General features: G+C 43.5%; 27 protein-coding genes and 3 pseudogenes. 2 read left to right on the top strand and 28 right to left on the bottom strand.

What is annotated here, in order from left to right; all coding sequences use genetic code 11:
- Window positions 1-19: 19 nt before the first annotated feature.
- The 23 genes and pseudogenes from JJQ88_RS16085 to JJQ88_RS15975 form a co-directional block, all read right to left on the bottom strand.
- Entirely contained in the window at window positions 20-1,003 is a 984-nt protein-coding gene (locus JJQ88_RS16085; protein ID WP_210367058.1) for a DUF4003 family protein, read from the bottom strand.
- 308 nt (window positions 1,004-1,311) lie between these two features.
- A complete protein-coding gene (locus JJQ88_RS16080; RefSeq protein ID WP_210367057.1) occupies window positions 1,312-1,917 on the bottom strand; it encodes an alpha/beta hydrolase in 606 nt (201 codons plus the stop codon).
- Window positions 1,914-2,861 carry a ring-cleaving dioxygenase gene (locus JJQ88_RS16075; protein ID WP_210367056.1) on the bottom strand — a complete coding sequence of 316 codons (948 nt, stop codon included), beginning with the start codon at window positions 2,859-2,861 and terminating at the stop codon, window positions 1,914-1,916. Before JJQ88_RS16075 ends, JJQ88_RS16080 begins: the two co-directional genes overlap by 4 nt.
- A gap of 51 nt (window positions 2,862-2,912) precedes the next feature.
- Window positions 2,913-3,851, bottom strand: coding sequence for a ring-cleaving dioxygenase (locus JJQ88_RS16070; RefSeq protein ID WP_210367055.1), 939 nt, complete (start codon window positions 3,849-3,851; stop codon window positions 2,913-2,915).
- A 33-nt stretch (window positions 3,852-3,884) separates the two neighbouring features.
- On the bottom strand, window positions 3,885-4,283 hold the full coding sequence (locus JJQ88_RS16065; protein ID WP_210367054.1) for a DoxX family protein: 399 nt from the start codon (window positions 4,281-4,283) through the stop codon (window positions 3,885-3,887).
- 87 nt (window positions 4,284-4,370) lie between these two features.
- Complete coding sequence (locus JJQ88_RS16060) at window positions 4,371-4,610, bottom strand: DUF896 domain-containing protein (RefSeq protein ID WP_210367053.1); 240 nt, start codon at window positions 4,608-4,610, stop codon at window positions 4,371-4,373.
- Window positions 4,611-4,791: 181 nt separating this feature from the next.
- Window positions 4,792-5,067 (bottom strand): enhanced serine sensitivity protein SseB C-terminal domain-containing protein, encoded by a 276-nt coding sequence (locus JJQ88_RS16055; protein ID WP_210367052.1) that lies wholly within the window; start codon window positions 5,065-5,067, stop codon window positions 4,792-4,794.
- Window positions 5,039-5,713, bottom strand: coding sequence for an endonuclease V (locus JJQ88_RS16050; protein ID WP_210367051.1), 675 nt, complete (start codon window positions 5,711-5,713; stop codon window positions 5,039-5,041). Before JJQ88_RS16050 ends, JJQ88_RS16055 begins: the two co-directional genes overlap by 29 nt.
- 8 nt (window positions 5,714-5,721) lie before the next feature.
- Window positions 5,722-6,161, bottom strand: a pseudogene (locus JJQ88_RS16045) (toxin-antitoxin system YwqK family antitoxin).
- 23 nt (window positions 6,162-6,184) lie between these two features.
- The gene (locus JJQ88_RS16040; RefSeq protein ID WP_210367050.1) at window positions 6,185-6,391 is read right to left on the bottom strand and encodes a DUF2247 family protein; all 207 of its coding nucleotides are present in this window, start codon (window positions 6,389-6,391) and stop codon (window positions 6,185-6,187) included.
- 126 nt (window positions 6,392-6,517) lie between these two features.
- Window positions 6,518-6,850, bottom strand: coding sequence for a hypothetical protein (locus tag JJQ88_RS16035; protein ID WP_210367049.1), 333 nt, complete (start codon window positions 6,848-6,850; stop codon window positions 6,518-6,520).
- 20 nt (window positions 6,851-6,870) lie between these two features.
- Window positions 6,871-7,270: pseudogene (locus tag JJQ88_RS21715) on the bottom strand (polymorphic toxin type 50 domain-containing protein); the annotation flags it as partial.
- An 818-nt stretch (window positions 7,271-8,088) separates the two neighbouring features.
- Window positions 8,089-8,262 (bottom strand): hypothetical protein, encoded by a 174-nt coding sequence (locus tag JJQ88_RS16025; protein WP_210367048.1) that lies wholly within the window; start codon window positions 8,260-8,262, stop codon window positions 8,089-8,091.
- Window positions 8,240-8,716, bottom strand: coding sequence for an SseB family protein (locus JJQ88_RS16020; protein ID WP_210367047.1), 477 nt, complete (start codon window positions 8,714-8,716; stop codon window positions 8,240-8,242). The genes JJQ88_RS16025 and JJQ88_RS16020 overlap by 23 nt, the downstream gene beginning before the upstream one ends.
- Before the next feature lie 270 nt (window positions 8,717-8,986).
- Window positions 8,987-9,355, bottom strand: a pseudogene (locus JJQ88_RS21710) (SMI1/KNR4 family protein); the annotation flags it as partial.
- Between the two features lie 80 nt (window positions 9,356-9,435).
- Window positions 9,436-9,876 (bottom strand): SMI1/KNR4 family protein, encoded by a 441-nt coding sequence (locus JJQ88_RS16010; protein WP_210367046.1) that lies wholly within the window; start codon window positions 9,874-9,876, stop codon window positions 9,436-9,438.
- An 11-nt stretch (window positions 9,877-9,887) separates the two neighbouring features.
- Entirely contained in the window at window positions 9,888-10,280 is a 393-nt protein-coding gene (locus JJQ88_RS21705; RefSeq protein WP_210367095.1) for an HNH endonuclease, read from the bottom strand.
- 854 nt (window positions 10,281-11,134) lie between these two features.
- Window positions 11,135-11,467 carry an enhanced serine sensitivity protein SseB C-terminal domain-containing protein gene (locus JJQ88_RS16000; protein WP_210367045.1) on the bottom strand — a complete coding sequence of 111 codons (333 nt, stop codon included), beginning with the start codon at window positions 11,465-11,467 and terminating at the stop codon, window positions 11,135-11,137.
- Window positions 11,468-12,070: 603 nt separating this feature from the next.
- Window positions 12,071-12,496 (bottom strand): hypothetical protein, encoded by a 426-nt coding sequence (locus tag JJQ88_RS15995; RefSeq protein ID WP_210367044.1) that lies wholly within the window; start codon window positions 12,494-12,496, stop codon window positions 12,071-12,073.
- A 71-nt stretch (window positions 12,497-12,567) separates the two neighbouring features.
- Entirely contained in the window at window positions 12,568-13,200 is a 633-nt protein-coding gene (locus JJQ88_RS15990) for a hypothetical protein (protein WP_210367043.1), read from the bottom strand.
- A 25-nt stretch (window positions 13,201-13,225) separates the two neighbouring features.
- Window positions 13,226-13,840 carry a hypothetical protein gene (locus tag JJQ88_RS15985; RefSeq protein WP_210367042.1) on the bottom strand — a complete coding sequence of 205 codons (615 nt, stop codon included), beginning with the start codon at window positions 13,838-13,840 and terminating at the stop codon, window positions 13,226-13,228.
- A 130-nt stretch (window positions 13,841-13,970) separates the two neighbouring features.
- Window positions 13,971-14,987, bottom strand: coding sequence for a helix-turn-helix transcriptional regulator (locus JJQ88_RS15980; RefSeq protein ID WP_246861225.1), 1,017 nt, complete (start codon window positions 14,985-14,987; stop codon window positions 13,971-13,973).
- Window positions 14,988-15,163: 176 nt separating this feature from the next.
- Complete coding sequence (locus JJQ88_RS15975; RefSeq protein WP_210367041.1) at window positions 15,164-16,027, bottom strand: hypothetical protein; 864 nt, start codon at window positions 16,025-16,027, stop codon at window positions 15,164-15,166.
- A 394-nt stretch (window positions 16,028-16,421) separates the two neighbouring features.
- Here JJQ88_RS15975 and JJQ88_RS15970 point away from each other — a divergent pair, with 394 nt between their 5' ends.
- Window positions 16,422-16,595, top strand: a complete 174-nt coding sequence (locus JJQ88_RS15970; protein ID WP_210367040.1) for a hypothetical protein — start codon at window positions 16,422-16,424, stop codon at window positions 16,593-16,595.
- Window positions 16,596-16,718: 123 nt separating this feature from the next.
- The gene (locus JJQ88_RS15965; RefSeq protein WP_210367093.1) at window positions 16,719-17,018 is read left to right on the top strand and encodes a phage integrase N-terminal SAM-like domain-containing protein; all 300 of its coding nucleotides are present in this window, start codon (window positions 16,719-16,721) and stop codon (window positions 17,016-17,018) included.
- An 83-nt stretch (window positions 17,019-17,101) separates the two neighbouring features.
- Here the strand turns inward: JJQ88_RS15965 and JJQ88_RS15960 are convergent, their stop codons facing one another.
- The 5 genes from JJQ88_RS15960 to JJQ88_RS15940 form a co-directional block, all read right to left on the bottom strand.
- Complete coding sequence (locus tag JJQ88_RS15960) at window positions 17,102-18,367, bottom strand: TIGR02679 family protein (RefSeq protein ID WP_210367039.1); 1,266 nt, start codon at window positions 18,365-18,367, stop codon at window positions 17,102-17,104.
- Entirely contained in the window at window positions 18,364-22,464 is a 4,101-nt protein-coding gene (locus tag JJQ88_RS15955; RefSeq protein ID WP_210367038.1) for a TIGR02680 family protein, read from the bottom strand. The genes JJQ88_RS15960 and JJQ88_RS15955 overlap by 4 nt, the downstream gene beginning before the upstream one ends.
- A gap of 16 nt (window positions 22,465-22,480) precedes the next feature.
- Window positions 22,481-23,632, bottom strand: coding sequence for a TIGR02678 family protein (locus JJQ88_RS15950; protein WP_210367037.1), 1,152 nt, complete (start codon window positions 23,630-23,632; stop codon window positions 22,481-22,483).
- A complete protein-coding gene (locus JJQ88_RS15945) occupies window positions 23,607-25,103 on the bottom strand; it encodes a TIGR02677 family protein (RefSeq protein WP_246861231.1) in 1,497 nt (498 codons plus the stop codon). Before JJQ88_RS15945 ends, JJQ88_RS15950 begins: the two co-directional genes overlap by 26 nt.
- 150 nt (window positions 25,104-25,253) lie before the next feature.
- Window positions 25,254-26,582: a CoA-disulfide reductase gene (locus tag JJQ88_RS15940; protein WP_210367035.1), complete on the bottom strand. Its 1,329-nt coding sequence runs from the start codon at window positions 26,580-26,582 to the stop codon at window positions 25,254-25,256.
- Window positions 26,583-26,936 lie beyond the last annotated feature (354 nt).

Raw genomic sequence — 26,936 nt, 5'->3', positions numbered from 1 at the left:
AAGCCCCCTCTTCCACCAATCATTCTCCCCCGCTTGAAGAATTTGCCGCAACGGCACCTGATATCGCTGCAATCGATGCTGCCTGCTGGGCCTGTATCATTGTTTCGATTGTAGTAGTAAGATTTGCTTGCAGCAGGGGAGAATTCTCGATTTTATCATTGATCACGAAGGTAACGGCCATCATGAAATTAATGTCTTTTTTCCATTTGAATGGCTTCTCTGCATTCAATTGCTCCCATACTTCTCTTATTTCGGCAAGGTTGTCGATGCCTCTTTCAATGAATGTGAGCAGAGCAATTTGAGGATAGAACATGGTTTTTGGCTTAATTCCTTCTTCCTTCATGCGGTCATTTATTTCCGCGGATCCCATCACCAGGTCATCTGCAGATCTGGTTTCATGCAATGAGAGGATATGGCTCATGCTTTGCAGGTCATTCCCTTTCCGGAAACCATTTTGGGAAAGCTTGGTGTACAGGTCTTCCATACGGGCAATCAGTTCATCTGCCTGGCGCGGGTCCTGAGCCAGCATGACGGCAAGCGGATAATCGCTGTGACCTGTCAAAAACCAATGCTCCCCCTTCATCTTCTTGTAAATTTCTCGTGCCCGGCCTGAATAGAGCTGGATCTCTTCTGTATTTTTGGTGATCAGAAGCATGGCGGCAATATAAGTATAAATATTTTTGCTGAATCCCCCTGAGACTAGCTCGTCATATGCCTTGATCAAGACAGGAAACTTCTCTTCAGGGTTCTCAAACCTTGTATCGAGCATGGCTGCAAACATAAAACGGGATTCAGACCGTAAAGGCGAAAACAGTCGGGATTCGCTTTTTATATACTCAGCAAGCTCAGCAAATCTTGCCATATCAAAGTTGCGATTGGTTGAAATATACAGGGATGCCGCCATCATCAACACCGAATGATTGGTAACCTTCCAGCGAAACTCTTCTTTTAGTACAGAATAAATTTGGATGTATCTTTCAGTATTGCTACTTGCGTTTTCCATATGAACCTCCTCCGAAATATAGATATCTATCATACGATTCAAGATAAAAAAAGTTTTCCTGGGACACAGGGACGGTTCTTGCGTCCCATTGGGAGGGGAAAATAGAAAAGAGGGTTGCTTTAACTGTTCCTTGGCGAACCTTTGCTTCACATGATCGATGTTGCGAATAAAGCTATTCCAAATCCATCAACTTTTACTTCAACAGCATTTCAAAAAAATTTTGGAAACAAAAAGACAGCCCTCTCGACTTCACGAAATTGCCTTTCTGCAATTCGTGAAGCAAAAGAACCGTCCCCATGCTCCATTAATTAAAGCCTTTCCTGGTACCACTTTGCTGCTGCTTCTGCTTCCTGTTGTGTCAGCTGGTGCCCTTTATCTTCCCAATGAAGGTCGGCATCTGCACCTGCTTTTTCCAGCAGGGATTGCAGTTCTTCGGACTCCTGTGGCGGACAGATTGGATCGTTTGTTCCGGCCGCGATGAATACGGAAGTTCCTGTCAGGTCCGGCAGGTCGATCCCTCTTCTCGGCACCATGGGATGATGGAGGATCGCTCCTTTCAAGGCGTTTGGATAATGGAATAGCAGGCTTGCTGCGATATTTGCTCCATTTGAATAGCCAATAGCCATCACATTGTTTCGATCAAAGCCGTACTTTCCTGCTGCTTCATCAAGGAAATCATTCAATTCCTTCGTTCGGAAAATAAGGTCTTCTTCATCGAATACCCCTTCGGCTAATCTGCGGAAGAATCTTGGCATCCCATTTTCCAATACATTCCCGCGGACGCTTAAGACAGATGCCTCATCATCGATCATTCCGGCAAGTGGCAGCAGATCCAATTCATTGCCTCCAGTGCCATGAAGCAATAACAGCGTCGGTTTTTCCGCGCCTTTTCCCTTGTTGAAAATATGTTTCATTCTTTATCCCCCTCCAGTACCCGAGCTTCCACCTTTGGCAGTTTGTCTTCTAATTCTTCTCTTTTTGATTCCAGCCATGATGGTAGCATCAATTTTTTACCGAGGCCATTCATTGATTCATCCACGGTAAAGCCCGGTGAATCGGTTGCTATTTCAAAAAGGATGCCTCCGCCCTCATGGAAATACAGCGATTTGAAGTAGTTGCGGTCGAGAATCTCTGTTGGGTAGTACCCTTTTTCCACGAGAAGCTCTCTCCACTTTTTATGCTCCTCGTCATCCTTCGCTCTCCATGCGATATGGTGAATCGTTCCTGCACCCATCAATCCACGGACGGAAGGAGACAGCTTAATATCAATGGTATTGCCGGTTTCTGCCATTGCTTTGAACCTAAGGAAGCTTTCTTCCTGGCCGATAGTGTCAAATCCGAGGACTCCTTCGAGAATCTCCGCTGTTTTATGGGGCTGGGCGGATATCAAAATGGCCCCGCTAAAGCCTTTGATCGCAACGTCAGGAGTAACCCCTCCAAAGCTCCATGTATTCGTGGGCCCCTCATTTCGTTCGACCAGCTCGATTTCCAGTCCGTCTGGATCCTGGAACTGCAGATAGCTTTCGCCATACCGGACATTCTGAATGAACCTGACACCAAACCTTTTCAACCGGTCTTGCCAAAAGGGAATGGATCCCATTGGAATGACATAACTGGTCACCCCGACCTGGCCGATTCCGATGCGCCCTTTCAGCAGATTTGGCCAGGGAAAAAAGGTAATGGCGGTACCTGGATCTCCGGTTTCGTTGCCAAAATAAAGATGGTACACTTCCGGACGGTCAAAATTTATCGTTTTTTTCACAAGCCTTAACGCAAGAACGCCAGCGTAAAAATCAATATTCCTTTGCGCATCGTTGACCATGGCCGTTATATGGTGGATCCCTAGAGTCCTTTGCATTCCTCCATCCCCCTTTCTTCTTCAAAAATCCACTGCAGAAAAAGCTCCGTATCAATCCAATTCTCTTACTTCAATCGGGATCAATCCTCTTTCGATGTGTCCCCGATCATGCTCATACTGCTCAGGCAGCATCAATTTTCCCCCCATGGTTTCCGATGATTCGTCATGTGCAAACCCTGGAGGATCGGTCGCAATTTCGAAAAGGATTTCCCCATGCTCCCTAAAATATACCGCATTGAAGTAGTTCCTGTCCCTTACAGGTGTGACACTATATCCATTGGATGCAACATATTGCTGCCATTCCAACTGGTCCTCATCATCGGCAGCTCTCCAGGCAATGTGATGCACCGTTCCAACCCCCATCACCCCGCGTCCGATCGTTGTCAATTTCAGGTCGATGACATTTCCGATGTCTGCGGGAGACCGGAAACGGATGAAGTCTCCTTCTTTGCCTACATGTTCAAGGCCCATGACTTTTTCAAGCAGATCAGCGGTTTTTTCGGGCTGAGCCGACAAAAGCATCGCTCCGCCGAACCCTTTGATCGCAACCTCAGGTGTTACCTCGCCGAAACTCCACTCATTGATTTCCCCTTCTTCTCGTTCAACAATTTCCAGATGAAGACCATGAGGATCATCAAACTCCAAATATCGTTCTCCAAAACGTTCCATCATCGTAAAAGATACATTGAATTTTTCCAACCGCCTTTTCCAAAAATCCATTGCACCCATTGGAACGACATAAGATGTCACGCCAACCTGTCCATCGCCAATGACTCCCTGGCGAGCGCCTGCCCATGGAAAGAAGGTGATGATGGTTCCAGGTCTGCCGCCTTCATTCCCAAAATAGAGGTGATACGTTTCAGGATCATCGAAGTTGACCGTTTGCTTGACCAAACGCAATCCCAATACACCTGCGTAAAAATCGACGTTTTCCTGCGGATGGCCGACGATTGCCGAAATATGGTGAATTCCCATTGTTTTTTTGTCCATAGTTTCCACTCCATCCCTCGATTTCAAGATAAATTAGAATAAAATCGCGTCTATCGCGTATTTTCCAGGACCAATTAAAGCGAGCCCAACAGCTACAGCCATCAACGTTAAGTTATATTCATATCCATTGGAAGTCGCCCACAAACCATTTGGGCCATGCACTTTCACGATGGCAATCAGCATCGTTCCGGCAATCATGACCGCCGCCAGCGGCGTCAAGAATCCTGCTGCCAATAATATTCCCCCGATAAATTCAGCCAATCCGGCGAAAAGTGCCATCGTAACACCAGGCTTCATGCCGATAGAATCAAACCACCCGCCGGTCCCCTTTAAACCATAACCGCCAAACCAGCCAAACAACTTTTGCGCACCATGTCCAAAAAATAAAACACCAATAACCAATCTTATGATCAACAGACCTAAATCCATCATTATAATTTTCCTCCTCTATTTATCTCGAATTCGAGATATTTATTCAAAAATAATGTGACTTCCATCATTGGAATCACTTTGTGCTGGTCACGACCAGATTGCTTTCTTTCTATTCCTGGCTTGCTCTTTTCTTAACTTTTTTGGGGTTACATCAGCCCCTTTTGGATCCACAACAGTCGTGTTCAAAAGCAATTCCTCCATCGACCCGCGAAAGATTTGCAGATACGTATTCCGCAACCTGTTCATTTCACCCACTTCGATCTCAGTCAATCCTGCGTTCTTTCTCTTATAAGAAAGTTCATTGATCCTTTTTAGAATATCCAGCATCCCTATCCCTCCATTCAACAAATATCTCGAATTAATATATCTTGAATTTAGTATAATTTAAAACCTATTTCTTGTCAAGGTTGTCAAGGGGAATCAATCCGGGAGGACAGATTGGTCAAATCCATTTCCGCCGCCTTCACCTGATTCACTTTTATATCAATCTTTGACACCCGTCGATCTCCTAATCAAACAATGTCCTTAACTCATCAACCGACTCACGAAAATAAAAGAGCGTGGCGTGCTCGACAATGGAGTTGGCCAGCGGGAACGTCTCATCGAGTATCATTACTTCGATTTGCTGCTCGGCATGTTGATTTATTGCGTCAAACAACTCTCGAACCACCCCATCTTCCACTGCATCCACTTCCACTGCCATCAGCGGGAAAGCCGGACCAGCAGCCGCAGGATCAAACAAGTTCATATTAAATTCACTTTTTATATTTTCTTCTTGCTTCATGTGTGGCTAAATCTGCATATCTTATAGTAATAGGCAGGCGGCTATCTTTCTCTACAAAATGCATAGTTATATGAGTCGCAGTATCTATATCAATCCAATTTCCACATGAAACGAAAATAGGTTTAACACTCTCTCTTGTCCTTAAGGCTCGCCCATAAACTTCTCCATTTAAAACAATATCGGTATACGCTCCTACTATATTTTGTGGCATCGTAAAATCAATATTTCCTACCTTTAAATATGTCTTTGCAACCCCTATGGTAGGCTTTTCTAAGTGAAACGAAGCATGTGTTGCAATCCCCATATGACGGCTATGCAAATAACCATTTCCATCAAACATATATAAGTCGGAAATGTTTTTTAATTGTTCAACCGCTTTTATAATAAATGGCAATTCACGGAAAGCCAAATATCCGGGGATATATGGAAAATCAACTTCACCTGTATACTCGACCTGCTCAATAATTTCTTTGGTTCTATAATCTATAACTACAATACAACAAACACAGTATTCAATTTTATCTTCACTCCAATAAGCGAGTTCAACCCCTGCAACTAGAGTTATTTCGCTCAATTGAAATACATTCTTTAATTGAATATTAATCTTTAACTCATTCTGTATGGCCTGTAAATTTTCTATATTCATTTGACTTCTTACTCATATCTTTTTGAATATTTCAGATCTGATTCATTTGGTTCCTTTTTTTCACTATATTTCCTTTTTCATCATACTTTATATATTTCATTTCACGCCCAGCAACACATTCTGACTCATATTTTATTAGCTTATTCTCGAAATATTCAACTTGGTATCCATGTGCTGCACCTTTGTCCATATTACTTATTCTTTTTATATTGCCACTTGGATAAAATGTAACATTGATACCCTGTTTCACTCCATTTTCTACAAAAAAGTAACTCTCAATATTACCGTTTTTATACAACTCATAAGCTAAGCCAGTGAATAATCTTTCTTCACCAGAATCAGTATATTCTACAATTCCTTGATCAAATGGTCCTCCAAACCCTAATTCTTCTTCAAAATCAATCCCATTCTGTATAACATAATCTTTAGTTAAAATCTCATTTGTCATTATTGGGAACCTCCGTAATAAATTCAAAAACCATCTATTAAATATGCACAATGAGGACACCTTGGAAATATTATACCAGCTGGTTTTGTCTTACTATGGTTAGTTAAAAATTCAATTGCATGATTAGTTATTTCACTAAAATTCACTAAACCAAGTTTCAAGCCAACATATAAGGTTTTCCAATCGTACATTAATTGATTTTGTTTAAGAACATCTACATAAAAATTCATTTAAAAGCCCCTTCCTTAAAAATACTACAGCCTCATATGCAATCTGTGGTGGCAAAGTTCTAATCAAAAACCTTGAAAGGCATACTAGCCAATCAAGGTCGAAGTATAAATTAATAGGCACTAGTATTAATTTTTCCTTTCCCATACTCTCTTTCCGTCGGATAAAAAAACGTCGCTTGGAGGTTCATCATAAAGAGAAATTTCAACTAATGAACCTTTCCCTTGTATTAGCCAATTATATAATTTACTTTCTTCACTAATAGGATGTGCTAAAATATCAATTACTTGAAATGTAACTGCATAATATTCAAAATAATTTACATCATCATCATCTAATCCATTGTCTGTTTCAAATAGTGTGTCTGGTTCACCAATAATCCTTAATCCGCTATCCCACTCTATAATCAGGTCATTATTTTTATACTTTTTTAATGCTTTTATTAAAGGATCGTATTCCATATATACATCCTCCTCTTTTTTTATTTCTTTAATGGTTCTGATGGCACTATGTGCGCACCGTCTTTTCCATAATGAATAATTCCTCTTGTTGTTTCAAGATATTCACCAGTATCCCGATCAAAGTATTTTCCAATTGGTTTACCAAAGTCTATTCTTTCTTTTTTACCGTTTGGTAGTAATTGACCTTTCCCGGAAAACTTATCAAGCAATTCTTGTGCTGTTTTATTATCGCCATAGATGATACTTTTGTTTTTTCCCACTCGCTAGCTCTTGTTTGTAATTCGGAGTATTTGGAATATGTTTCTCTTGAGCACCTGGTTTCACTTTTACTGGATAACCATTTACTTCACGGTGAGTCCCTATAGGGACTGACTTTCTTCCATAAGGAGGTACATCATTACCCGGACCCTTATAGATATTATCCCCATTTCCGCCATTCCCGTCTATGATCCGAGGAACCTCCCGCCTTTCAACCCTTTCTCCGCTGTCTCTCCTCTCAGGAGTCACAGGTTTTCCATCCCTGCCCCCGCCATCCTTCTTCTCAATTGTCTCCGGCCTGACGACCCTAGCTCCGCCATCCTCCTTCACAACCCTTGCCCCTTTGGCCATCTTCACGGCCTTGTCAACGCCTTTGGTCCCGACGATCGCAAGGGCGGCTTCCCCGACGGAGCGGCCGAACCATTCGGATCGGCTTTTGGCATCGCCGTTGATGACATCGTTCTTCCAGGAGTCGGAGATGGATTTCCATATGCTTTTGGCGGTTTCCCCGGGATGGCCTATGGCATAGACAATCCCTTTGGCGGTCTTGACCGGATGGGTGACGGCGTTCCAAATACCTTCAACTTTTGAAAAAAGAGCCTCTACAACTCCCTTCCTGAATCCCTTCCTTATATCATTCGCTGTCTTAAAACCGTCTGCGATCTTCTCCCAGATCGATTTCTTTTCGGGCTCTCGGAATCGGTCCGTCTTCTTATTGGCCTTCACATACAAATCCATCGAGGCATCAACGAATTGATTCAGTTTATTCAGCTTTCTCTCAATCACCCTTGCCTTTGCGGCTGCCTCACTCAAGTTCCTTCCGATGTTCGGCCGGCTTGCGATCCTGCCATCAACCTGCCCTCTAAGGGAAGAAATCCGGTTCTCCTCATTCTCCACCCGTGAGGAGAGATGGACTAAATCCCTGTTCGCCGCCTTGACCTGATTTATTTTAATATCAATTTTTGACACCCGTCGACCTCCTAATCAAACATTGTCCTTAACTCATCAACCGACTCACGAAAATAAAATGGCCTGGTATGCTCGACAATGGAGCTAGCCAGCGGGAACACCTCGTCGAGAATCATGGCTTCGATCTGCGGCTTTTCCTGATGATCGATAGCGCCGAACAGTTCACCGACCAGACCTTCTTCCACAGCTTCCACCTCCACTGCCAGCAGTGGGAAAGCCGGACCAGCAAGGATCAAACAGGTTTATCAGGTAGGCTTTTTTTACAGATTCGAAAAAATAATGCAAAATCCGGCCATCCTTTAAAGTTTCAAGCTCTTCCCGGATGATTTTCTTGCTCACCCCGGTAAAAGGATTCACCAGCCATGGAATGGCCGTCCCTGCCATCTCCAACAGCAGTTCCGTCGGAATCCTTACATATCGATACTCAGACTTGAAAGTCTCCTCGAACTTCTCCCGGCTCGTAAAAACAGGCAGCACCAGCTCCCCATCCTCCTCCATGTACTTCAAGTTCAAAGTCTCCTCATCCTCCGCAGAACCAATGACGAACAGCTCAAGCTCCACCAACGCCCTATAAAAAAGAAAACGACCAGAAGCCCTCTCAATAGCCGCAGCCAAAAGCTCATCAAAAGAAACACTCATAAATCATAACCACTCCTAAGTTTGAGGTTTTCATAGGGACGGTTCTCGTGACAACCCTACTGTTCCCTTAGCCAACCGCGACAGCGAGGTTGCCAGGAGAACCGTCCCCGTGCAAACCCTCTATATTCTCGCCCAACTTCCAATTGTGTTGCTGGGTTTCTAGTAGCCTTGTCGATGCCTTTGGTCCCAAATATCATAATAAAAACTCTTGATGGTACAACCATCAAGAGTTTTTGGTTTTCTTTAATCTCATTTAGAGTTTCTTTCTATTTATCTATCGTAAAAATCTTCTTCCCTAGCTTCTTTTGCATCTAATAACCTTTGTGATAAAAAACTCATAAAAATTTTCTGCCGTATTGTAGTCATCAAGTCCTCCTTGCTTATTCCACGCAATTACTGGGCACTCATTATTCACCATATTGCTTGTATCTAAACAATAGGCATATTCATCTATATCTTCAATAACTATTAAATTCTCACCCATTCCTAAATCCCTATAACTCTCCGTTTCAATAACAACAGTAGCAATATCAGACTTAGCCACTCCTAAAATATCTACACCATATAAACCAGCCCATAATTATATAAAAAACACTCTTAACTTTCTGGCAATTTTAGCTTTAGGGTATCTTGAACATGCAAATATTATTCTTTAACCAACGTTTTTTGTATTTTCTTATACCCTGTATTTTTATCTTAAATATACTAAATTTAGCATATTACGGATTGTTCAATCCATTAATAAAATCCTTAAAACTATCAGCTATTTTATACGTATTTTCTTCTTCACTAGATTGCGGAAAATAAAAAGAGTGGTCCCAATAATATACACCATAGTTTTCAGCATCTGTAATAAGTACAATTAATCCTGAACCAGGATCATCTCCTATTATTAAACTATTTGGTAATAAATCTTCTTCAAACTCTTCAAAACATACACTCAAATCAAAAGTCCTTTTAACATCTATACCATACAAAACATCTAAAGGAATTTCCTGATTCAATTCTTCAACAAAAAATTTACTATATCTAACTTTCGAAGTTCCTCCGTTATATTCACTCAAAAACTTTTTATATTCATCTGGAAGTGGGAATCCTATTAATTCTTCTAATTCTTCAATCGATTCCTCAGTTGCCCTACCAAAAGCATCTAAATTCATATTTTTCACTCCTATTTAATCTTCTTAGTTAATGACATTCCACCCATATGTCGAAATCTTCTGTGCATCTCTTTATTTATTTCTTGCATTGTTGTTAAATCTTGATAATGGTGCCACGTATTTTCATCTAATTTCGGCCCATTTGGAGCTAATTCGTCAGCCTTAGCAAAGTCAATGTCATATCTTTTAAATTCACCTATCGGAACTTCTTGTCTTACCAACCCCGCAGATTTAAAATCAGGAAAACCTCCAGGATAAGAAACTCGATTCGGAGGAACTTCCCAATCAATATAAGTCCATATTCCATCCTCGCTAATTTCGATTTTCCCACCTTTTTTCTGCCACTTTTCAGGATCTCTAGAATATGATGGTTTGGTAGATAGTTGTTCTTCTGTAAATTTCACAATTTCTGAATTTTTACCCGTATCCTTACCACTATTATCCCCAATTCCCCCATTCCCGTCTATCCTCTGAGGAACCTCCCGCTTTTCAACCCTAGCTCCGCTGTCTCTCCTCTCAGGAGTCACAGGTTTTCCATCCCTGCTCTCGCTTTCCTTCTTCTCAATAGTCTCCGGCCTAACAACCCTAGCTCCCCCATCCTCCTTCACAACCCTGGCACCTTTGGCCACCTTCACGGCCTTGTCGACGCCTTTGGTCCCGACAATCGCAAGGGCGGCTTCCCCGACGGCGCGGCCAAACCATTCAGAACGGCTTTTGGCATCGCCGTTTATGACGTCGTTCTTCCAGGAGTCGGATATGGATTTCCATATGCTTTTGGCGGTTTCCACGGGATGGCCGATGGCATAGACGATCCCATTTGCGGTCTTGATTGGATGGGTGACGGCGTTCCAAATTCCTTCAACGGTTGAAAAAAGGGCCCCTGCCACTCCCTTGCGGAACCCTTTCCTTATATCATTCGCTGTCTTAAAACCCCCTGCGGTCTTCTCCCAGATCGATTTCTTTTCGGGCTCTCGGAATCGGTCCGCCTTCTTATCGGCCTTCACATACAAATCCATCGAGGCATCAACGAATTGATTCAGTTTATTCAGCTTTCTCTCAATCACCCTTGCCTTTGCGGCTGCCTCACTCAAGTTCCTTCCGATGTTCCGCCGGCTTGCGATCCTGCCATCAACCTGCCCCCTAAGGGAAGAAATCCGGTTCTCCTCATTCTCCACGCGTGAGGACAGATGGACTAAATCCCGGTTCGCCGCCTTTACCTGATTTATTTTAATTTCAATCTTTGACACCCGTTGACCTCCTAATCAAACATTGTCCTTAACTCATCAACCGATTCACGAAAATAAAAGGGCGTGGCCTGCTCGACAATAGAGTTGGCCAGCGGGAACGTCTCAGCGAGTATCATTACTTCGATTTGCGGCTTTGCCTGATGATCGATAGTGCCGAACAGTTCTCCGTCCAGACCTTCTTCCACGGCATCCACTTCCACTGCCATCAGCGGGAAAGCCGGACCAGCAGCCGCAGGATTAAACAAGTTTACCAGGTAGGCTTTTTTAACAGAAAGGAACTTCTTTAGACATGTACGCAGCACATCCATTGCCTCTCCAGGAAGTTCTTCCAGTTGTTCAGTCAAGATTCGTTCTTTCTCCTCGTCTTTAAGCTGTTCGCAAAATCCGGCCATCCCTCAAAGTTTCAAGCTCTTCCCGGATTATTTTCTTGCTCAAGCCGGTAAATGGGTTCAAAACCCAGGGATTGTCCGTCCCCGCCATCTCTAACAGCGGTTCCACCGATATTTTTTACATATGGATACTCTGACCTGTTGATTTCATCGAACTTCTCTTAGCTCGTAAAAACCGGCAGCACAGGCTCCCCATCCTCTTCGATGTACTATAAGTTCAAAGTCTCATCATCTTCAACCGTTCCGATGGCGTACAGTTCAAGTTCAATCAACTTTTTATAAAAAAGAAACCGGTTTGAAGGCTCCTCAATTGCCGCAAGAAACAAGTCATCAAATGAAGTACTCTCAGTCTATTCATAACCACTCCTACATATTTAGACATAACTATTATATAATTCCACAAATATCCAAATATTCCTTTTAGGATTTTCAGAGTAAAAAGACTCAAAAACGCCCGCTATCCTTTAGGGACAGCAGGCACTTCATCAAAACAGAACTAAAGAGATACCAAAGCATTGTTCGGGTTCATCGCTTGTACCCAGTTAGGGGCAAAAACTATTATTCATAATCCAAATCGGTATCATACCGATTCAAATCCGGATCCTCAAACGGATGGACTTCCCTTTTATAATAATTCACTGTTTTCCCGTTGACCGCCTCTTCGTACATCTTAAGGAACTTAGTGACAGTGGTTTCCGACAGGGGAAGCCCCGGTTCTGTTGTATATTCGAGAATGTCTTCCTTGTTGGCTTCGGCTAAGTCGTGGATCAGAGTGGTCTTAAGATGGTATTTTTCGTAAGTCCGGATAATCTCCTCTAACTGCTTGATCCTCGTTTCCGCAGGAAGGCCGAGATGGTATTCCACCACTTCACCTCCAACTGAAAAAAGGACTTTACTGGTTTCGATCAGCTCCCAGCCCTCCTCAAGGAGCCGGTTCACCCGATTCATCTCTGTATGGACTAAAATCTTCAAATATTGCTTCATACATGGCACCTCCATTCAAAAATGCAGTACAAATGAAGTATTCAGAAAACAGCGAACGAGATTTTATGAATTCACTCATTCTCCTCCATATCATCCGGGAAAACAATCTGTTCGATTTCCTTACCGGTCGCCTGATCCTTTATAAAGATCGTCACTTTATAATCATCCTTGTCAGCACCATTGAATAGCTGATAATAAGCGCCTGAAATTCCCAGGCCAAATACAGCAAAGCCATCCATGCTATTTTCATAGGCTTGTTGATCCACTCCCAAAGTAAACTCTGTAAAGGACTTGTTGTGGGTTATATCCTTAATCGAGGCAAAGTCCCCACTTGTCTTCATTTCTTCAAGTGATTCCTGGATGCTTGTTTCGAGCTCCTTCATCATTTTTTTATGGTCAGACTTGGACATCTTGTAAGTGACTGAACCATCATCATTTTTGATCACTTCCTTAACGCCTTCAGCTTTTGCCTCTTCAATCGCTTTATCAATGTCTCCCCCCTCAAATAAGGATGCTGGCAGCGTCACTTCCACGTTAAAAAGGCCTTTATCCACTTCCACCGAACCTTCATCTTTTGATTTGCTTTGATCCTCTTGGCTACTCTCTGCTTTTTTATTTGCATTATTACCCGCTTTTTCGTCTGATGAACAGGCAGTAAGCAACGCCATTAAGGTTATAAGTAAAACAACGACTAGTTTTTTCATGCGGATCCCCTCCTGATGGAATTTCTTACTTCAATTTAATTTCGAATTCGTATTCCTTAGTCTCGGCGTCAAAATTGTCTTCGTCACCCTGATGACCGGTGAAACTCATCTTGATCCATTCAATCGCTTCAGCATTTCCTCGTTCCAGTAACCAAATAATATTTCCTTCCTTGATGACACCTTTGTCGATTTCTCCACCAAGATCATCAGACACCCACATATCTGGCATATCGATCTGTTCACCAGTACTTGTGACCAGCACCGCCTGGTCCGGATAAAATGTAAACTTGCCCTCTGTCGTATTTTCCATTTTAAACTTCACTCCGACAGCAGAAGCTTTAGCATTCTCATCTTCCATCGTTGGAGCTTTATCACTCACAACAACCTTCTGAACCTCAAGTTTCAACCCATTATAATTGTCCGACCACTTGGCATTGTCGTAATACGTCCAAATATCTTCCGGCTTCTCTTCTTCCTCCGGCTTAGAATCCTCTTCAGCTTTTGCTGCCTTGTCCCCTGTCTTGGCTTCTGCCTTGTTCGTATCATTCTTTTCCAGCTCTTCCGTTGCCGAATCAGCCCCGCAGGCAGCTAACAGCACCATCAGGAAAATTGATCCCAAAACCAATAGCATTTTTTTCATTGTTATGCCCTCCTTGATTAAAATCGTTTATTATTTTATAGGACCATTGTACATCGTTTCTTTTTCTCATCCTTTCCAAAAATGGGAAGGGTATGAAGCATACAGAAAAACACCTGCATAAGCGCAGGTGTTACTCGTAAACTCTATAAAACTTCTCAGCTTCTTCTTTAATCCTTTCCACTAATGACGGAGGGGTCAACACTTTGGCATCACTGCCCCAGGTCATCAGCCATCTGACAAGCCCGTCACTAAGGATGGCCTGCGTGGAAATCCCAAACTTTTCTTCCCCAATTGGACGGATGTTCACTCCCCGTCCGAACCGGTCAATCACGACATTGATTAAATCTGCGTTAAATTCAATTTCAACCAGCGCTTCTTCTCCCGAATACATGTGAAATAATTTTTCAGTATACTTGGAGACATCAAACCCTGGATCACGGACAAAAGTTTCGTCAAGAGCCGCAACATCCCTCATCCGGTCAACCCGATAATGGCGGATTTCCTCCGTCGGCAGGTATTCACCAATCAAATAATAGAAGTTATTATGCCACACCAACGCATACGGCTTCAGCTGATAAAAATCGCCATTGTTGCTCAACTTAAACTTCTTCTGCAAGTTATACCGGCCATACTTGAACTGGATATACTGGCTGGAGAGGATCGCCGTATGAAGCGTATGGATGGAATACTTGATTTTGGTGTTTTCATTCTTCGAACTTTCGGATAGGATCATCCGGTTCCCCAGCTGCTTCGCCTGATGGATACTCGCCAGCTGCTTGATCTTGTCCACTAGATCCTCCGTTTCCTTCGTGGAAATAAACTTGGCAGACGAAACCGCATCAATCAGCAAGCGAAGCTCATGAATCTCAAAAACCCGCTGCTGGTGGCTATAATACTTCTCCACCCCATCCTTTTCCTGGTTGACCATCACATCAAATATCCCCGACTCCTCCAGCGCCTTCAAATCATCCCGAATCGCTTTCTTACCCGCATGAATTTTGTATTCCTCGTAAAAAAGATCAAGGATTTCATCCAGTTTTAGTTGGTTATCTTCATCTGTGTGTTTTCTTAGGAGTTCCTGCAATTTTATTAGGCGTTGTTTGGAGGAGAGTTTTGAATTGATGGTATCTTCCTGATTAGGGTTCAATTATTGATCACTCCCTAAAGTAATATCTTACCTTAAGTATACCAAAATCAGTAAATACATTGCCGATGACTTCTTATGTGTCACAGGGATGGTCCTGTTCACACCTAAAACTCTCTACAACCAAGCGTAAAAGCAAGGTTGCCACGAGAACCGTCCTTATGCTCACCCATGAAGAATCAACAATAAAACAGCACATTTTCCAGGTGTTTTTCCGCTTTGGAAGGAAATACGACTGACGGAGAGTGCCATGTCCAAAGCCAACTGCCTTTGGTCTTGCCAATTGTGCCGCCGAGGATCACTCCTGGCAAAATCGCCTTCATTGGCACATCAATGATTTGGATCGATTGATTCGTGACCATGTCTGTTGCGTGGACAATCGGGCCATTTATATTTATCACTTTTAGCAGTGTAAAGGTTGTTTCATCGAATTGATCCAGTGAGCTGAGGTTTTCGAGCATGTCAGCCTGGAGATTTGCTTTCCTGTCCAGTATATTGGGAAATGTGTGTTCGAAGAGGACATTAAGTGTGGATTCGCAAGTCTTCAGCTCATCGAAATGTGTGTCAATGAGTTCTTTTACGATGTCGGTGTGGCGAGTCTGATAACGGGAATCCAGCCAACTGGTGAATTTCTTCAGTTCTTTTGAAAATTTTTCGAGTTCATTTTGTTCCCTGGAGATTTGGAGGTGATATGGATACTGTGCTAACAGGAATTCCTCCCAAAAGTACTGATCACATTCCTGCCAGGAAGGGGGAAAATCATCTTCAAGATAATCTGTCATGTATTTGGAGATGACCATCAAGAAATAGTTGCGCCGCTGATCCTTAGGCCGCTCCCGTTTGTAGTCGATGAAATCCTTTCCATAATAATGCATCAAGCCGCGGTTCCTCATTTCAAACTCGGAGCCTATCAAAAGCATTTCAAGAATCTTTTTACGATCTTCCGGACCAGCAATTGGCTGAGCCCATGCCCGAATACTAGTCGGACAGCACTCTTCCTTGAATTTTCCGCTTCCACACTCACATAAAACAAGCTTCTTCATCCATACATCACCTTTTCTATTAGAGGATACTTTCGAGGATTATTATGAAGGATACACAAAGGAGGCAAATTCATTATATCAGAATATTGAAGAAACAATATCCAATAATGAAATAAAATTGTGGCCATCTGGACAGCTTGTCTACAAAAAGTTCACATTTAGTTTTCATATGGACGGTACTCGTGACAACCAGCAGTTCTTTTTAGCAACCTCAATACCAAGGTTGTCAGCAGAACCTCCCCCACGTTCACCTTACTTTTCAACATTTCCCGCTTTTATTCTCAATTATTAAATGATTGATAGTATAATTGTTATATATAAAGAAGAATATTTAATTACGACTAATTATTTCGCTGCATTTTTATAAATGGTAGTGGAATGGAGGCAGAAGATAATGGATAATCAATATTTTGTTGGTTGGGGCACCTTGGCATTAATTAATGCTGGACTTGCACAAGGTAAGAATAGAACCGGATTAAATTGGTTTTTGCTCTCTCTTCTATTAGGTCCTTTAGCAACATTACTTTTATTACTTGCAGAAAAGAGAGAAGATAGCAAGAAGTTGTAAAAACAAAGGGAATGGAAATACAATTCTTATTGATAAAAGAAGACGGTCCTCGTGACAACCCGGCAGTTCCCTTTAGCAACCGCAATACAAAGGTTGCCAGCAGGAAAACGAAATCGCTACGCGATGGCTCAAAAACAGCCCACCCAGACAAAAATAGTGCATAAACGAAGAAAAAGTATGTTTCATATGGTATTGTTTAATCGCCAAAGAAAACAAATCCATAGAAACATACTTTTATTTTATGAGATGAGTGAAAAGGATATCCAGCAATATATCTTATACCTTAAAAATGAACGCTGTCTTTCGACAGGTACGATCAATAACTACATTTCAGGAATCCGTGTGTTCTACACGTTTGCCATAGGCCAGGGCCGCAACTTCATTTTTCTCGGGCAATCAAAAATTTTGCGCTGTCTGGCCTAAATACGAGAAAGTAAAAAGCACAAAACTTCCGATTGAACCCTTTTAAAAACCATCGCTCTGTGCTTTGCTAGAGCCATACCCCCTTAATTCTTCAAATCTTGTATAAGAAGTTGAAGAATGCCTTCCTGGTAGCCAAATTTTTTATGTTGCATGACTACTGTTACCAGCTCCCCTAAAATGGAGTTTTGCAAGGTTAGAAGTTTTCCATGTCTGTCTTCTATTCCTCCCGTTGGCTTGGAAGCTTCGTAATCAAGCGCCGTCATTCTCCACAAATGTCCTTGTTCTCCATAGCGTTCTTTAAATCTTACAGCCATGCCGATTCCTTCCGGGTCGAAATCCCCGCTGTAGTACAGGTGATGGCCGGAAGCTGACAGCAAGTCCATCAGCTTCAGTCCCGCCAGTTTAAATTGCCCATGGGTGCAAATTAATGGCGCATCGGCCACTGCATCCATCAGTGCCGAAAAAACTCCCGAGTTTTCCACGATATAAACTTTCTTCACCCCTGAAAAGGTTTTCACCTTATCCATTTTTAACAATTCTCGAAGCGGGACATTTAAAACCGACCCAGTCTCGGCTGCAGCCTGGAATACTGGATGAGGCACGCCTCCCGAATAGGCAATAAGATTGGCGGCTGTGACAAAATTGGCGATGTCATCCCTCAGCAATTGATAGGAGAGCAAAAGATCATTAATCGCTTCCGTTTGTGAAGGAGGAGGCCCTTCCCCTCCCTTCATGACATGCAGCAAATGAATCCAGAGCTTCCCCTTAACCGTAGACAAATCCAGGGTATGCGGATTCCCGCTTACCCGCTGGCTGAACACCGGATATCGTTCCACTTTGTCAGGCAAAGACGTATATGCCTTGCATAACAGATGAACATCTTCCTCAAATCCCGGATCAATTAACATCCGCCAAATCCATAACGTATCTGGCGTTTTCTTTTCCAAATAATCAAACCAGGCCGAGATGCCTTCATACTCGATCTTAAAACGTGCAAACAAGTTTCTTTGCAAAAACTCCAGTTCTTCCTTCACTTCGCGCTTGGACCGGATCGGTTCTCTGAAAAACGCTTCGAGCAATTCGATCAATGAGAATGTCGAAAAACGGGTCTTAAAAAGGCGGGATTCAAATTCTTTAAGCGAAACAGTCCCTTTTCTGGCAAGATGATGGGGGGAGACACCCATAAAAAGCGCAATCTCCTCCACCTCCTCCGATGAAAAACCGTCCAGTTTCACATTCCCGGCAATGCGGCCCAAGGACTCGTATTTTGAGCGAAATAGCTGAAAAAGGACTTTAAACCCTTTTTTCGACTTAAAGTAATCCATCGCCTCCTTCAACTCAACACTCAACCTGTCACGCTCCCTTCCGGCAATTTGACCTGCATAGCCAGTCCATCCCATTTGTAGCGAATGACCGTGACATAATTGGCATTTTTCGGCCTCACCAGCTCACAGACTGACAAAGACTTAACAGTTTCATAGTCTCCCCAAAGCACCTGGGAATTCATGATGTAATTAAAATGAAGCTGTTCCACAATCTCGAACATTTCATTTATATTATTCTCATCGACACCCGCGAAGGCTTCATCCAGAGAAATAATGAACGGCGCATGAGCTGCTGCTTCCTTGTACCTGGAATAGCACGCTGTAAAAAGTGGAATATACATGGCCATCGCCTTTTCCCCGCCACTGAATTTGAAAAAATTATGGTTTGTCAATTCACGCCTTGGTTCATTCGGCCTTTCAAAATAAAGCACGAAGGAAAACCACTTCCGGTAATCCAATACCATTTTTAATACCTGAAGCAGTGTCTGGCCTTCCCCTTTCTCCTCAAGCCATGTTTTAGCTGCTTTGATTTTGGAACGGAAATGATTGGTGATTCGTTCAAGATCATGGTCACTTAAAAGCTTCGCATCACTTTTAAGCAACTCGATTAATTCCTTTGTATCGATTTCTTGTTCAGCATCAGCTGTCCTCGGCCTCCATTTAATTGAAAACTTCAATCCCGAAGATGTGTCCCGGCTCTCCATCAATTCCTTCATCTGTTCAGTCCACTTCTCAGCCCTATGAATCCTGCCGCGAAGTTTATGGCCAACTGAGTTCAAAAGAATTTCTTCGTAAAGCTTTTTGTCCATTTCATCAAGCCTGTTCTCTTGCAAGGACCATTCCCTGGAGACAGTGTCATGCAAGTCAGCCGGTGAAATCTTCACTCCCCGCTGGTCGAACTCGACGATATTCCGGGTATTCTTGGTCTTCCATTGGTCCACCACTGGCTTCCATTCTTCCTTAAGAACCTGGCCCATCCATACCGGGGTATCCGGCACATAGGAAAACATCCGCATCTTGTGTTCAATCAGATCAGGTTGGAGGGTATGGAATTGGTTGGTTAAATGCCCTTCAAGTGGAGATCTTTCTTTCTGTGGTTTCCCTTTTAAAAATTCCTTAACAAGAGCGTAGTCAAAAGCCCCCATCTCGCCACCATGAGTTCCACGCTTCCATTCCTTCCTGAGTGCCTCGTCCCACTCTTGCTCGATTTGGGTCCAGAATTTGAGCGATTCTTTTTGCTCAGCCAATTTTTCGGCGTGATTGCGGTTTTTCTCCTTTAACGCAGGCAAACTCTCATTTACTTTCTTCAATGAAAGTTTTACTCTTTCCAACTCTTCCGTAACCTCGCGAATAGCGCGCCGTACCTCCTCAGCACCAACCAGCTTTAGTTGGTCCTCAATATGAAAAATATCTTTTTCTACCTTTTCCTGCTGATCCCTTTTAACGTTCAATTCTCCGCTGTATACTTCAATCTCTGCCTCAAGATCCTGCAGTCGGTCTTTTTGAGAGGCAAGCTCATGGATCGAGCGAATGAATCCATCATGTTTCCGATGCAGATCATTAAGCTGGTTCTCATAATTGCGTCCTTGCTCTATTGCCTTTGAGTATGCTTCTGCTGTTTGCGGAAGAGCCAGCTCTTCAGTCAGGTGGAACAAAGCGGTCTTTAGCTGCTGCAACTCCCGATCCAACACTTGAACTTGCCCGGAAATGGCTTTAATCCTCTCAAGGAAAAATTTCACCTTCTCCCCTGCTGTTTGCATTTCATTAAAAGAAAACCTTACATCCGTACTGGCCGGGAAAGCAGACCACCTCTCCCTTGATTGCCTCAATTGATCTTCAAGACGGCGATAGTCCATTTGCCTGTTCGCAAGTTCAATCCTTAGCAAATCCATGTTCTGAACCAGGTTTTGAAGCAACTCTTCCCGGTAACGCTTCCGTGCTTCCCTTCCAATGAATCGGATTTCCTCAAGTGGAACTGCATGGCCGCTGAGATTGCCTAGCTGATAAGAACCATCTTCCTTGAGATTTACCTGTGCTTCACCGTCCATCTCAATACTTTGCAATATATCCTGCACGTGCTTTGGGGGAATCTTGTCCTGCGCAGAATCCGGACGCAAATAATCTGCCAGAGTGTATGACAGAAACTTTGGGTCAGCCGTTAAAATACGGTCATGCTTAAGCTCTGCTTCCCCATTGACAATCAGGGCGTCGAGCACTCCCATTTCCGTCAATGCACTTTCTATTCGTTTTTGCATTTCCGGCTCTACATCAGGCAAGAACTCAACGACTTCATAAAAAGGGGCATATGGAATGGATTGCTCATCGAGAAGCTTTCTTGCCTCAATGGTGGCAACATCCCGCTCAGGTTCTGGATCCTGTTGGGCTTTCATCCTCATCCACTCTTCTTTTAGCTTGGTCAACTCTTCCTCTATCATTTTTTCACGGGACTTGACGGTTGACTGTTCAAACCTGATTCCGTCCTCATACCGATGGACATATGGAGCAAAAAGGTCCTTTACTTGCTCGTACTCAACCACGGAAAACAACTCATCAATGTGTCTCGCCATTTCCTGGAGCGTATTTGATTGAATATCGTAATACGAATGGGTTTCCGACCACAGATGAATATCATGAATCAATTTCCGCTTGTCCTCTTCCATCGTCTCCTGCCACTTCTGTTCCTCATCCTGGGCCAGATCCCGGTCTTTTTCCATATTGGCAAGTTCGAAATTCTTCTCCTGGATCTTCTGTTTTATAGCATCTCTTTTTTGGATTTCTTTCAATGCCAAATCCAATTTCTTAGCGTGCTTCTGAATCTCCTGTTTCCAAAGGCCAAAAGAGAAGTCGCTACCCAGATTGCGATAAAAGTCCGCCACATTCTGGTCGTGTTGGCTAAAAGCACTTTCTTCCGCTTCAAAAAACAAATCTTCAGCCGACTCTCTTAAGTTTTTTTCCTGCTCGGAAATAGCCTGGTCCAGTTCATCCAGACTGCGCCTTGTTTCCCGCTCCTTTTTCAAAAGTCCATCCAGTCTACTTTGACGTCTGTCCACTTCCGTTTTCAAATCTGAAAGCGAACTTTTCTTCTCCTTTAATTCCTTTTCCAACCGAAAAGCTTCGTGGCTGGAAAGCCTGTCCTTACTTTCGGCCAGGGTTTCCTCATTAATGGACAATTTTCGTTGCTGATCCACCTGGTCTTCTATTTCCATTAAAAGATTCCGGATTTCTTCCTCAAGCCGAAGAACCTCTTGTTCGTCTTTATTCCTTCTTTCTCTTGCCTGCGCCCACTCGGTAAATAGATCAGCAAGTATCCTTATATTGTATTGATCATAAGCATCCTTCAGCTTTGCCAGCGCCTTTACTTCCCGCTCCAGCTGCTCTATTTGCTGCTTCGTCTCGTCCATCTGTTCAATAGAATCGGAGAGATAACGGAGATCTTCATCAGTAAGCGGTGGCAAGGCCTCCTCAAGAATCTCGTAAATAACGGTTGGTTTAAAGTCCTTTGAAAGTTTAGGGCTGCGCAGCTGGATCAGCAGTTTGATCAAGTCGTCATAGGCTTCTAGCGTTTCAAACCCAAATATATGCTTATTGACGAGTGCCATATATTCTTTGTTGGAGCTGACCACTTCGCCACCTGATCCGATAACGGTTTCAAGTTCTGTCTGGGAAAGCGGGAATTTCTCTTTTTTCCCTTCCCGGTTTACCCATTTAAACAGTTGGAGACCTTTGCCGATTCTCCGGTTATCAGTCAACGCAAACCCCCATGACTTTAAAGGCTGGTTCCGCTTTGCCTGCATGCCAATCCCTGTGGTCAGATATTGTTCTGTGTCCTCTTTTTTATATTCAATATACAAATAACCTGTCCGTTCATCACGATTTGAAATTTCCTTTTCGCCCAAAAGGTAGTCGGCCATCCTCCGGGATTTAGAACCGAACGGATCGAGCCTGTCGGGTGATTTCTTTCCGTCTAACAGAACCGGAAGAAAGCTTTGCATCGTGACAGACTTCCCTGAACCATTCGTTCCGCGGAGCAGCAGCTTTCCGTCTTCAAAATCAAATACTTCATCATCGTAGTACCAAAAATTCAACAGGCCCGCCCTGTTCATTTTCCACTTTTCTGCCATGCCGTTTGCTCCTCCATTACTTTTCATAATCCGCCGGGTAAAACGCAGTCAGCCTTGCTGCTCCAGGAAGGATGGTCAGCATCCTTGCTTCGTCATCCCATACAGCCATATTCCATTCTTCCCATACCTTAATAATTTGGCCTGCCGTCTCCTCTGGTGTTTCCTCCCGATGCTTTTTGCTCCAGCCATGACCGTACTTTTCTTTTGTTTGCCTGACCAGCATGTCAAAAGAAGCGCGCGGAATCCTGACTGTACCAAACTCTGTAATGTCGAGTGCTTCCTTATTTTCCCGAATCACTGCCATCGTATGAAGAGCAGCATCCGTGATTCCTTTTGTATCAGGGAACAAGGTATATCTTTTTTTCGGATCAGGAAGCGAGAGCATTGCTGCGTTTTTAAACACCTCAAGCCGGAAGGGAGTATGTTGTTCAAAATCGTCCCTGAGCCTGTTCCGGTAATTCCTGATGTAAGCAAAGTCCTGGTCCTCTTCATTTTTCCGATACACAAATGGGGTCAAAATCAATTTACGGTATACCCGTTTCCGCCTTTGGTCGTCCGGCTGCCTGTTCCACTCCTGCATGAGCAACTCTTCCATTGAGTCAAATTGGTATAAATCATCCGGGTAAGACCTCATGAAGTATCGGGAATAGATGGTCACCTCGTAGAGCACTTCTTCGTCGTCGTTCAACTGGAATTGCTCCAGGTTTCCATCTATGGTTTTAATCAGGCGCAGCTCAAGCACCTGCTTTAAAGCTCTGACAAGTGCCCGCCGATGCTGGTAATTTTTCCAGTCAAGCGGCATTTCACCTGGGTACAGTTCCTGGATTTTTTCAGCCAGGTCAGACAGTAAAAACTGTTCGTCAATCCCCTTTTGTTCCATATAGGCCAGGGCACAGCAAAAAATCGCATAATCCATCGGTCCCTGGAACGATTCGATTCCCATCCAGCTTTCCGGCTCCACTGGTATTTTCTCAAGCTTGGCAAAATGCTGGTGGATAATCAATTCGAGCCCGAACTTTTCCTGCAAATATCTTTTCAAAATCTGTTCCCTATTCCGGACAAGAAGGTAGGCCTCGGGCTCCTCATCACGCAAGATCCAAAATTGCTCAAAAAGCCTTCCGAGGGCTTCAACGGTGTTTTCATCAAACTCCAGTTCCCGTTCGCTCATGCTCATCCTCCTTTCCCAAGTAGCGGAATGTCACGGCAGGCATCGACAATTCGCCGTCCTGCGATTTCAGGGTAATTCGTTTTGAAGGATCAAGCAGCACTTGAACTTGATCGCCATATTCAGTCTTGATTGTATGATCGGCCCGTGCCATCGCTTTGCCAATCCAGGATAAAAATACTTTCCGAACAAATGAATCGACCACTGGCAAATTTTCTAAAACAATATCCCTTCCAGTTCGGTAGCTGTTGATCACTTTCCGTTCCATTAAGCGCTGCTCCAGGTGTTCGCGCATTGCTTGTTCTTTCAGCTCAGTATGATCCTCAAGGGCAGATGCCTTTGTCTTTTCGCGGTATTCCCTGATTTTAGGAACCCGCTCATGGCTCATCGGGGCTTCATCCCAAACATCGGTATAAATGTCATCTGTGGGAATGTCATCAGAATAAATGTGCTTTGTATGGGTCACACCGAAAACGACGGATGACAGTTTGTGGGCTTCCTCAAGGGAAGGCAGGGTCAAAAACCAATTGGCAAGATGCAAATAATCCGCCTTCCTGCTGCGATGGAGCTGGCTTCTTTCTCCAAGCCGCTGAACCAGCCGGGTAATTCTCCTAATTGCATCATTCGTTTGCCTCTGCACATTTTCGTACTGGCTCTCACCGTTCCTGTCACCAAGAAACCACGCCTTCACGTTAAACCATGTTTCTTCAAGCTCGGTAAGCTGGTCCTCATCCTGGATTAGTTTTTCGAATCGGAACACTTTTTCCTGATGTTCGGCCACCTTTTTGAAAAACTCCCTCATTTTATCGCGGCTTAATGAAAGCATTGCATCCTGGATGCCTGTTGCGGTCCGCTGCAGAGCAATAATGAACTCTCGCAAATATAGAGTGAATTGATCCTTATATAGCAGGAAAGCTTCCGACTTCATTTGTTCAGAAGCTTCTTCACTCCTTAAGTAGGCGAAATAATCAGACGTGTTTTGCGTGATTTTCTTGAAATATGTAAGCAAGTCATCCCAATGTTGCGCGCACTCCTCTGGTGATTCGTCCGTTGAACCATTGATTCTCTCGAGCGCCTGGTACAGTCTTTCAAATTGAGTTTTCTCCAGAGAGCCTCCAAACGTTTCGCTCTCCTGCTCAAAATGGATCAGCATCCGTTCAAATTCGACGGTGTAAGGAGTGATTTGATATCGGTATCGACGCTTCTTAAACTCCTCGACCGTCCTCACCTTCCCGCTCTCCTGCTGGGCGCGCAGATTCCCCCATTTAACCAGAGAAGACAAGTCATTATGCAGCTCATCCAACTCATAGTCCGAAAAAAACGGATACTCTTTCAAATGAGCATACACTTCCTCAGGAAACAAAAACTCCCGCAGCCGTTCATGCTGCGTATAAAAAAACCGAAGAATAGCCCGGTACTTATCACTCTTTTCCGTCGACAAATACGTAGCCTCCACCACACGCTTAAAAGGCATTTCCACCATTGCACACTCCCTTGCAGCTCTATATACCACCATTCTAGAGCCAATGCTTTCTAAAATGCCAGAAAAATTTCCTGGAAGCTTAGAAACAGACAAAACAGAGGTCTACTATTTCACCTAAACACCAGAACCGCCCCTCTGTTTCTACACTCTCCTAGCCGCCTGCTGAATCGGGTCCCATACTCCATTATACGGGGGTGCATATGCCAGGTCTAAGTCAAGCAGTTCTTCGGTCGTCATGGAATGGAAGATGGCTGTCGCTAGGACATCGATTCGTTTATCTACTCCATTTTCCCCGATAATTTGCCCGCCAAGGACTTTATGTGTCTCTTTATGATAGAGCAGTTTCAATTTCATTTTTTTATCATCGGGATAATAACCTGCGATATCAGTTGCTGTAATGGTTACAGAGCCGCAGGGGATGTTCAGCCTGTCTGCCTCTGTTTCTGATACCCCTGTTCTCCCCAGGGTTAAATTGAAAAACTTAATAATGGATGTGCCCACAATTCCTTTAAAGGTCCTATGTACATCCACCATGTTCAATCCGGCGATTTGCCCTTGCTTATTGGCATGAGTTCCCAGCGGGACATGATCATCCTTTTCTTTTACCCGGTGATATTGCGTGGCACAATCCCCCGCCGCGTAAATATCCTCCACATTGGTTTGCATATAGGCATTTACTTTGATCGCACCATTTGCAATGGTTTCAATCCCTGTTCCTTCTATAAAAGAAGTATTCGGCTTCACACCTACAGCGACCAGCATCAAATCCGTTTCATACTCTCCTCTATCGGTCTTCACAGATTCCACATGGTCACTTCCACCGAATGACTCCACGGATTCACCCATTTTCAACACAATGTTATGCTTTTCTGCTTCATCATGAATCAGTTCTGCCATGTCTCTATCAAATATCTTGGCCAATTGCTCATTTCTTTCAATGATCGTTACCTTCTTGCCGAGCTCCGCAAAACTTTCGGCCATCTCAAGCCCAATGTATCCGCCGCCAATCACCGTCACATTCTTTACATCCTTTTCCAGGTAATCCATGATTGCTTTAGCGTCAGGGATGGTCTTTAATGAAAAAACACCAGGAAGTGTCACACCCTCCCACTTCGGAATGACAGGGCTTACACCAGTCGCAATCAGAAGGCGGTCATATGGAAGATTGAACGTTTCACCATTACTATGGTTCATTCCGCTTACCATCTTATTTTCTACGTCTACCTTCTGGACTTCATGAAATACACGTGCATCAATGCCATACTTCTCTTTAAAAGTAGACTGAGATCGCGCGATTAACCGATCTGTAGACTCAACCTTCCCACTGATCACATAAGGCAGGCCGCATTGTCCGTACGAATACACGCCACCCTTTTCTAACACAGTGATCTCATGCCCAGAGCTGTTCCGTACCATTTGCATCGCAGCACTCATACCCGCCGCATCTCCACCAATAATAAGTATTTTCATCTTCATCCCTCCATTCCTTGTGTATCCATTTATTATTGGGTTTTAAACATTTATATCTATATATAGGTGACTTTGGAAAAATGCTGATTAACACCCTATTTATCTTTCGCGAAAATAACTCCATCATCGCCATCAATGTAACGGATTGGAGTTCTGGAATACCGATCAGATGCTTGATAAACAATATTATTCACCGCTATTAAATTGGTAAGCACGCCTATGAGGAGTGAATTGATCATGTAATAATTTGGCTTATCTTAACAAACCTGCATATCATTGTATTTGGCAAGCGGGAAATGTATGATTTGGCAGTTAAAAATGTAGCTACTTGCCAACATCCCTTTTTAACGATTA

This window comes from Bacillus sp. REN3, from assembly GCF_017912555.1.
GTDB lineage: Bacteria > Bacillota > Bacilli > Bacillales > Cytobacillaceae > Mesobacillus.
Note: the sequence above shows the minus strand (reverse complement) of the source record. Positions and strands in the feature narration are given on the sequence as shown.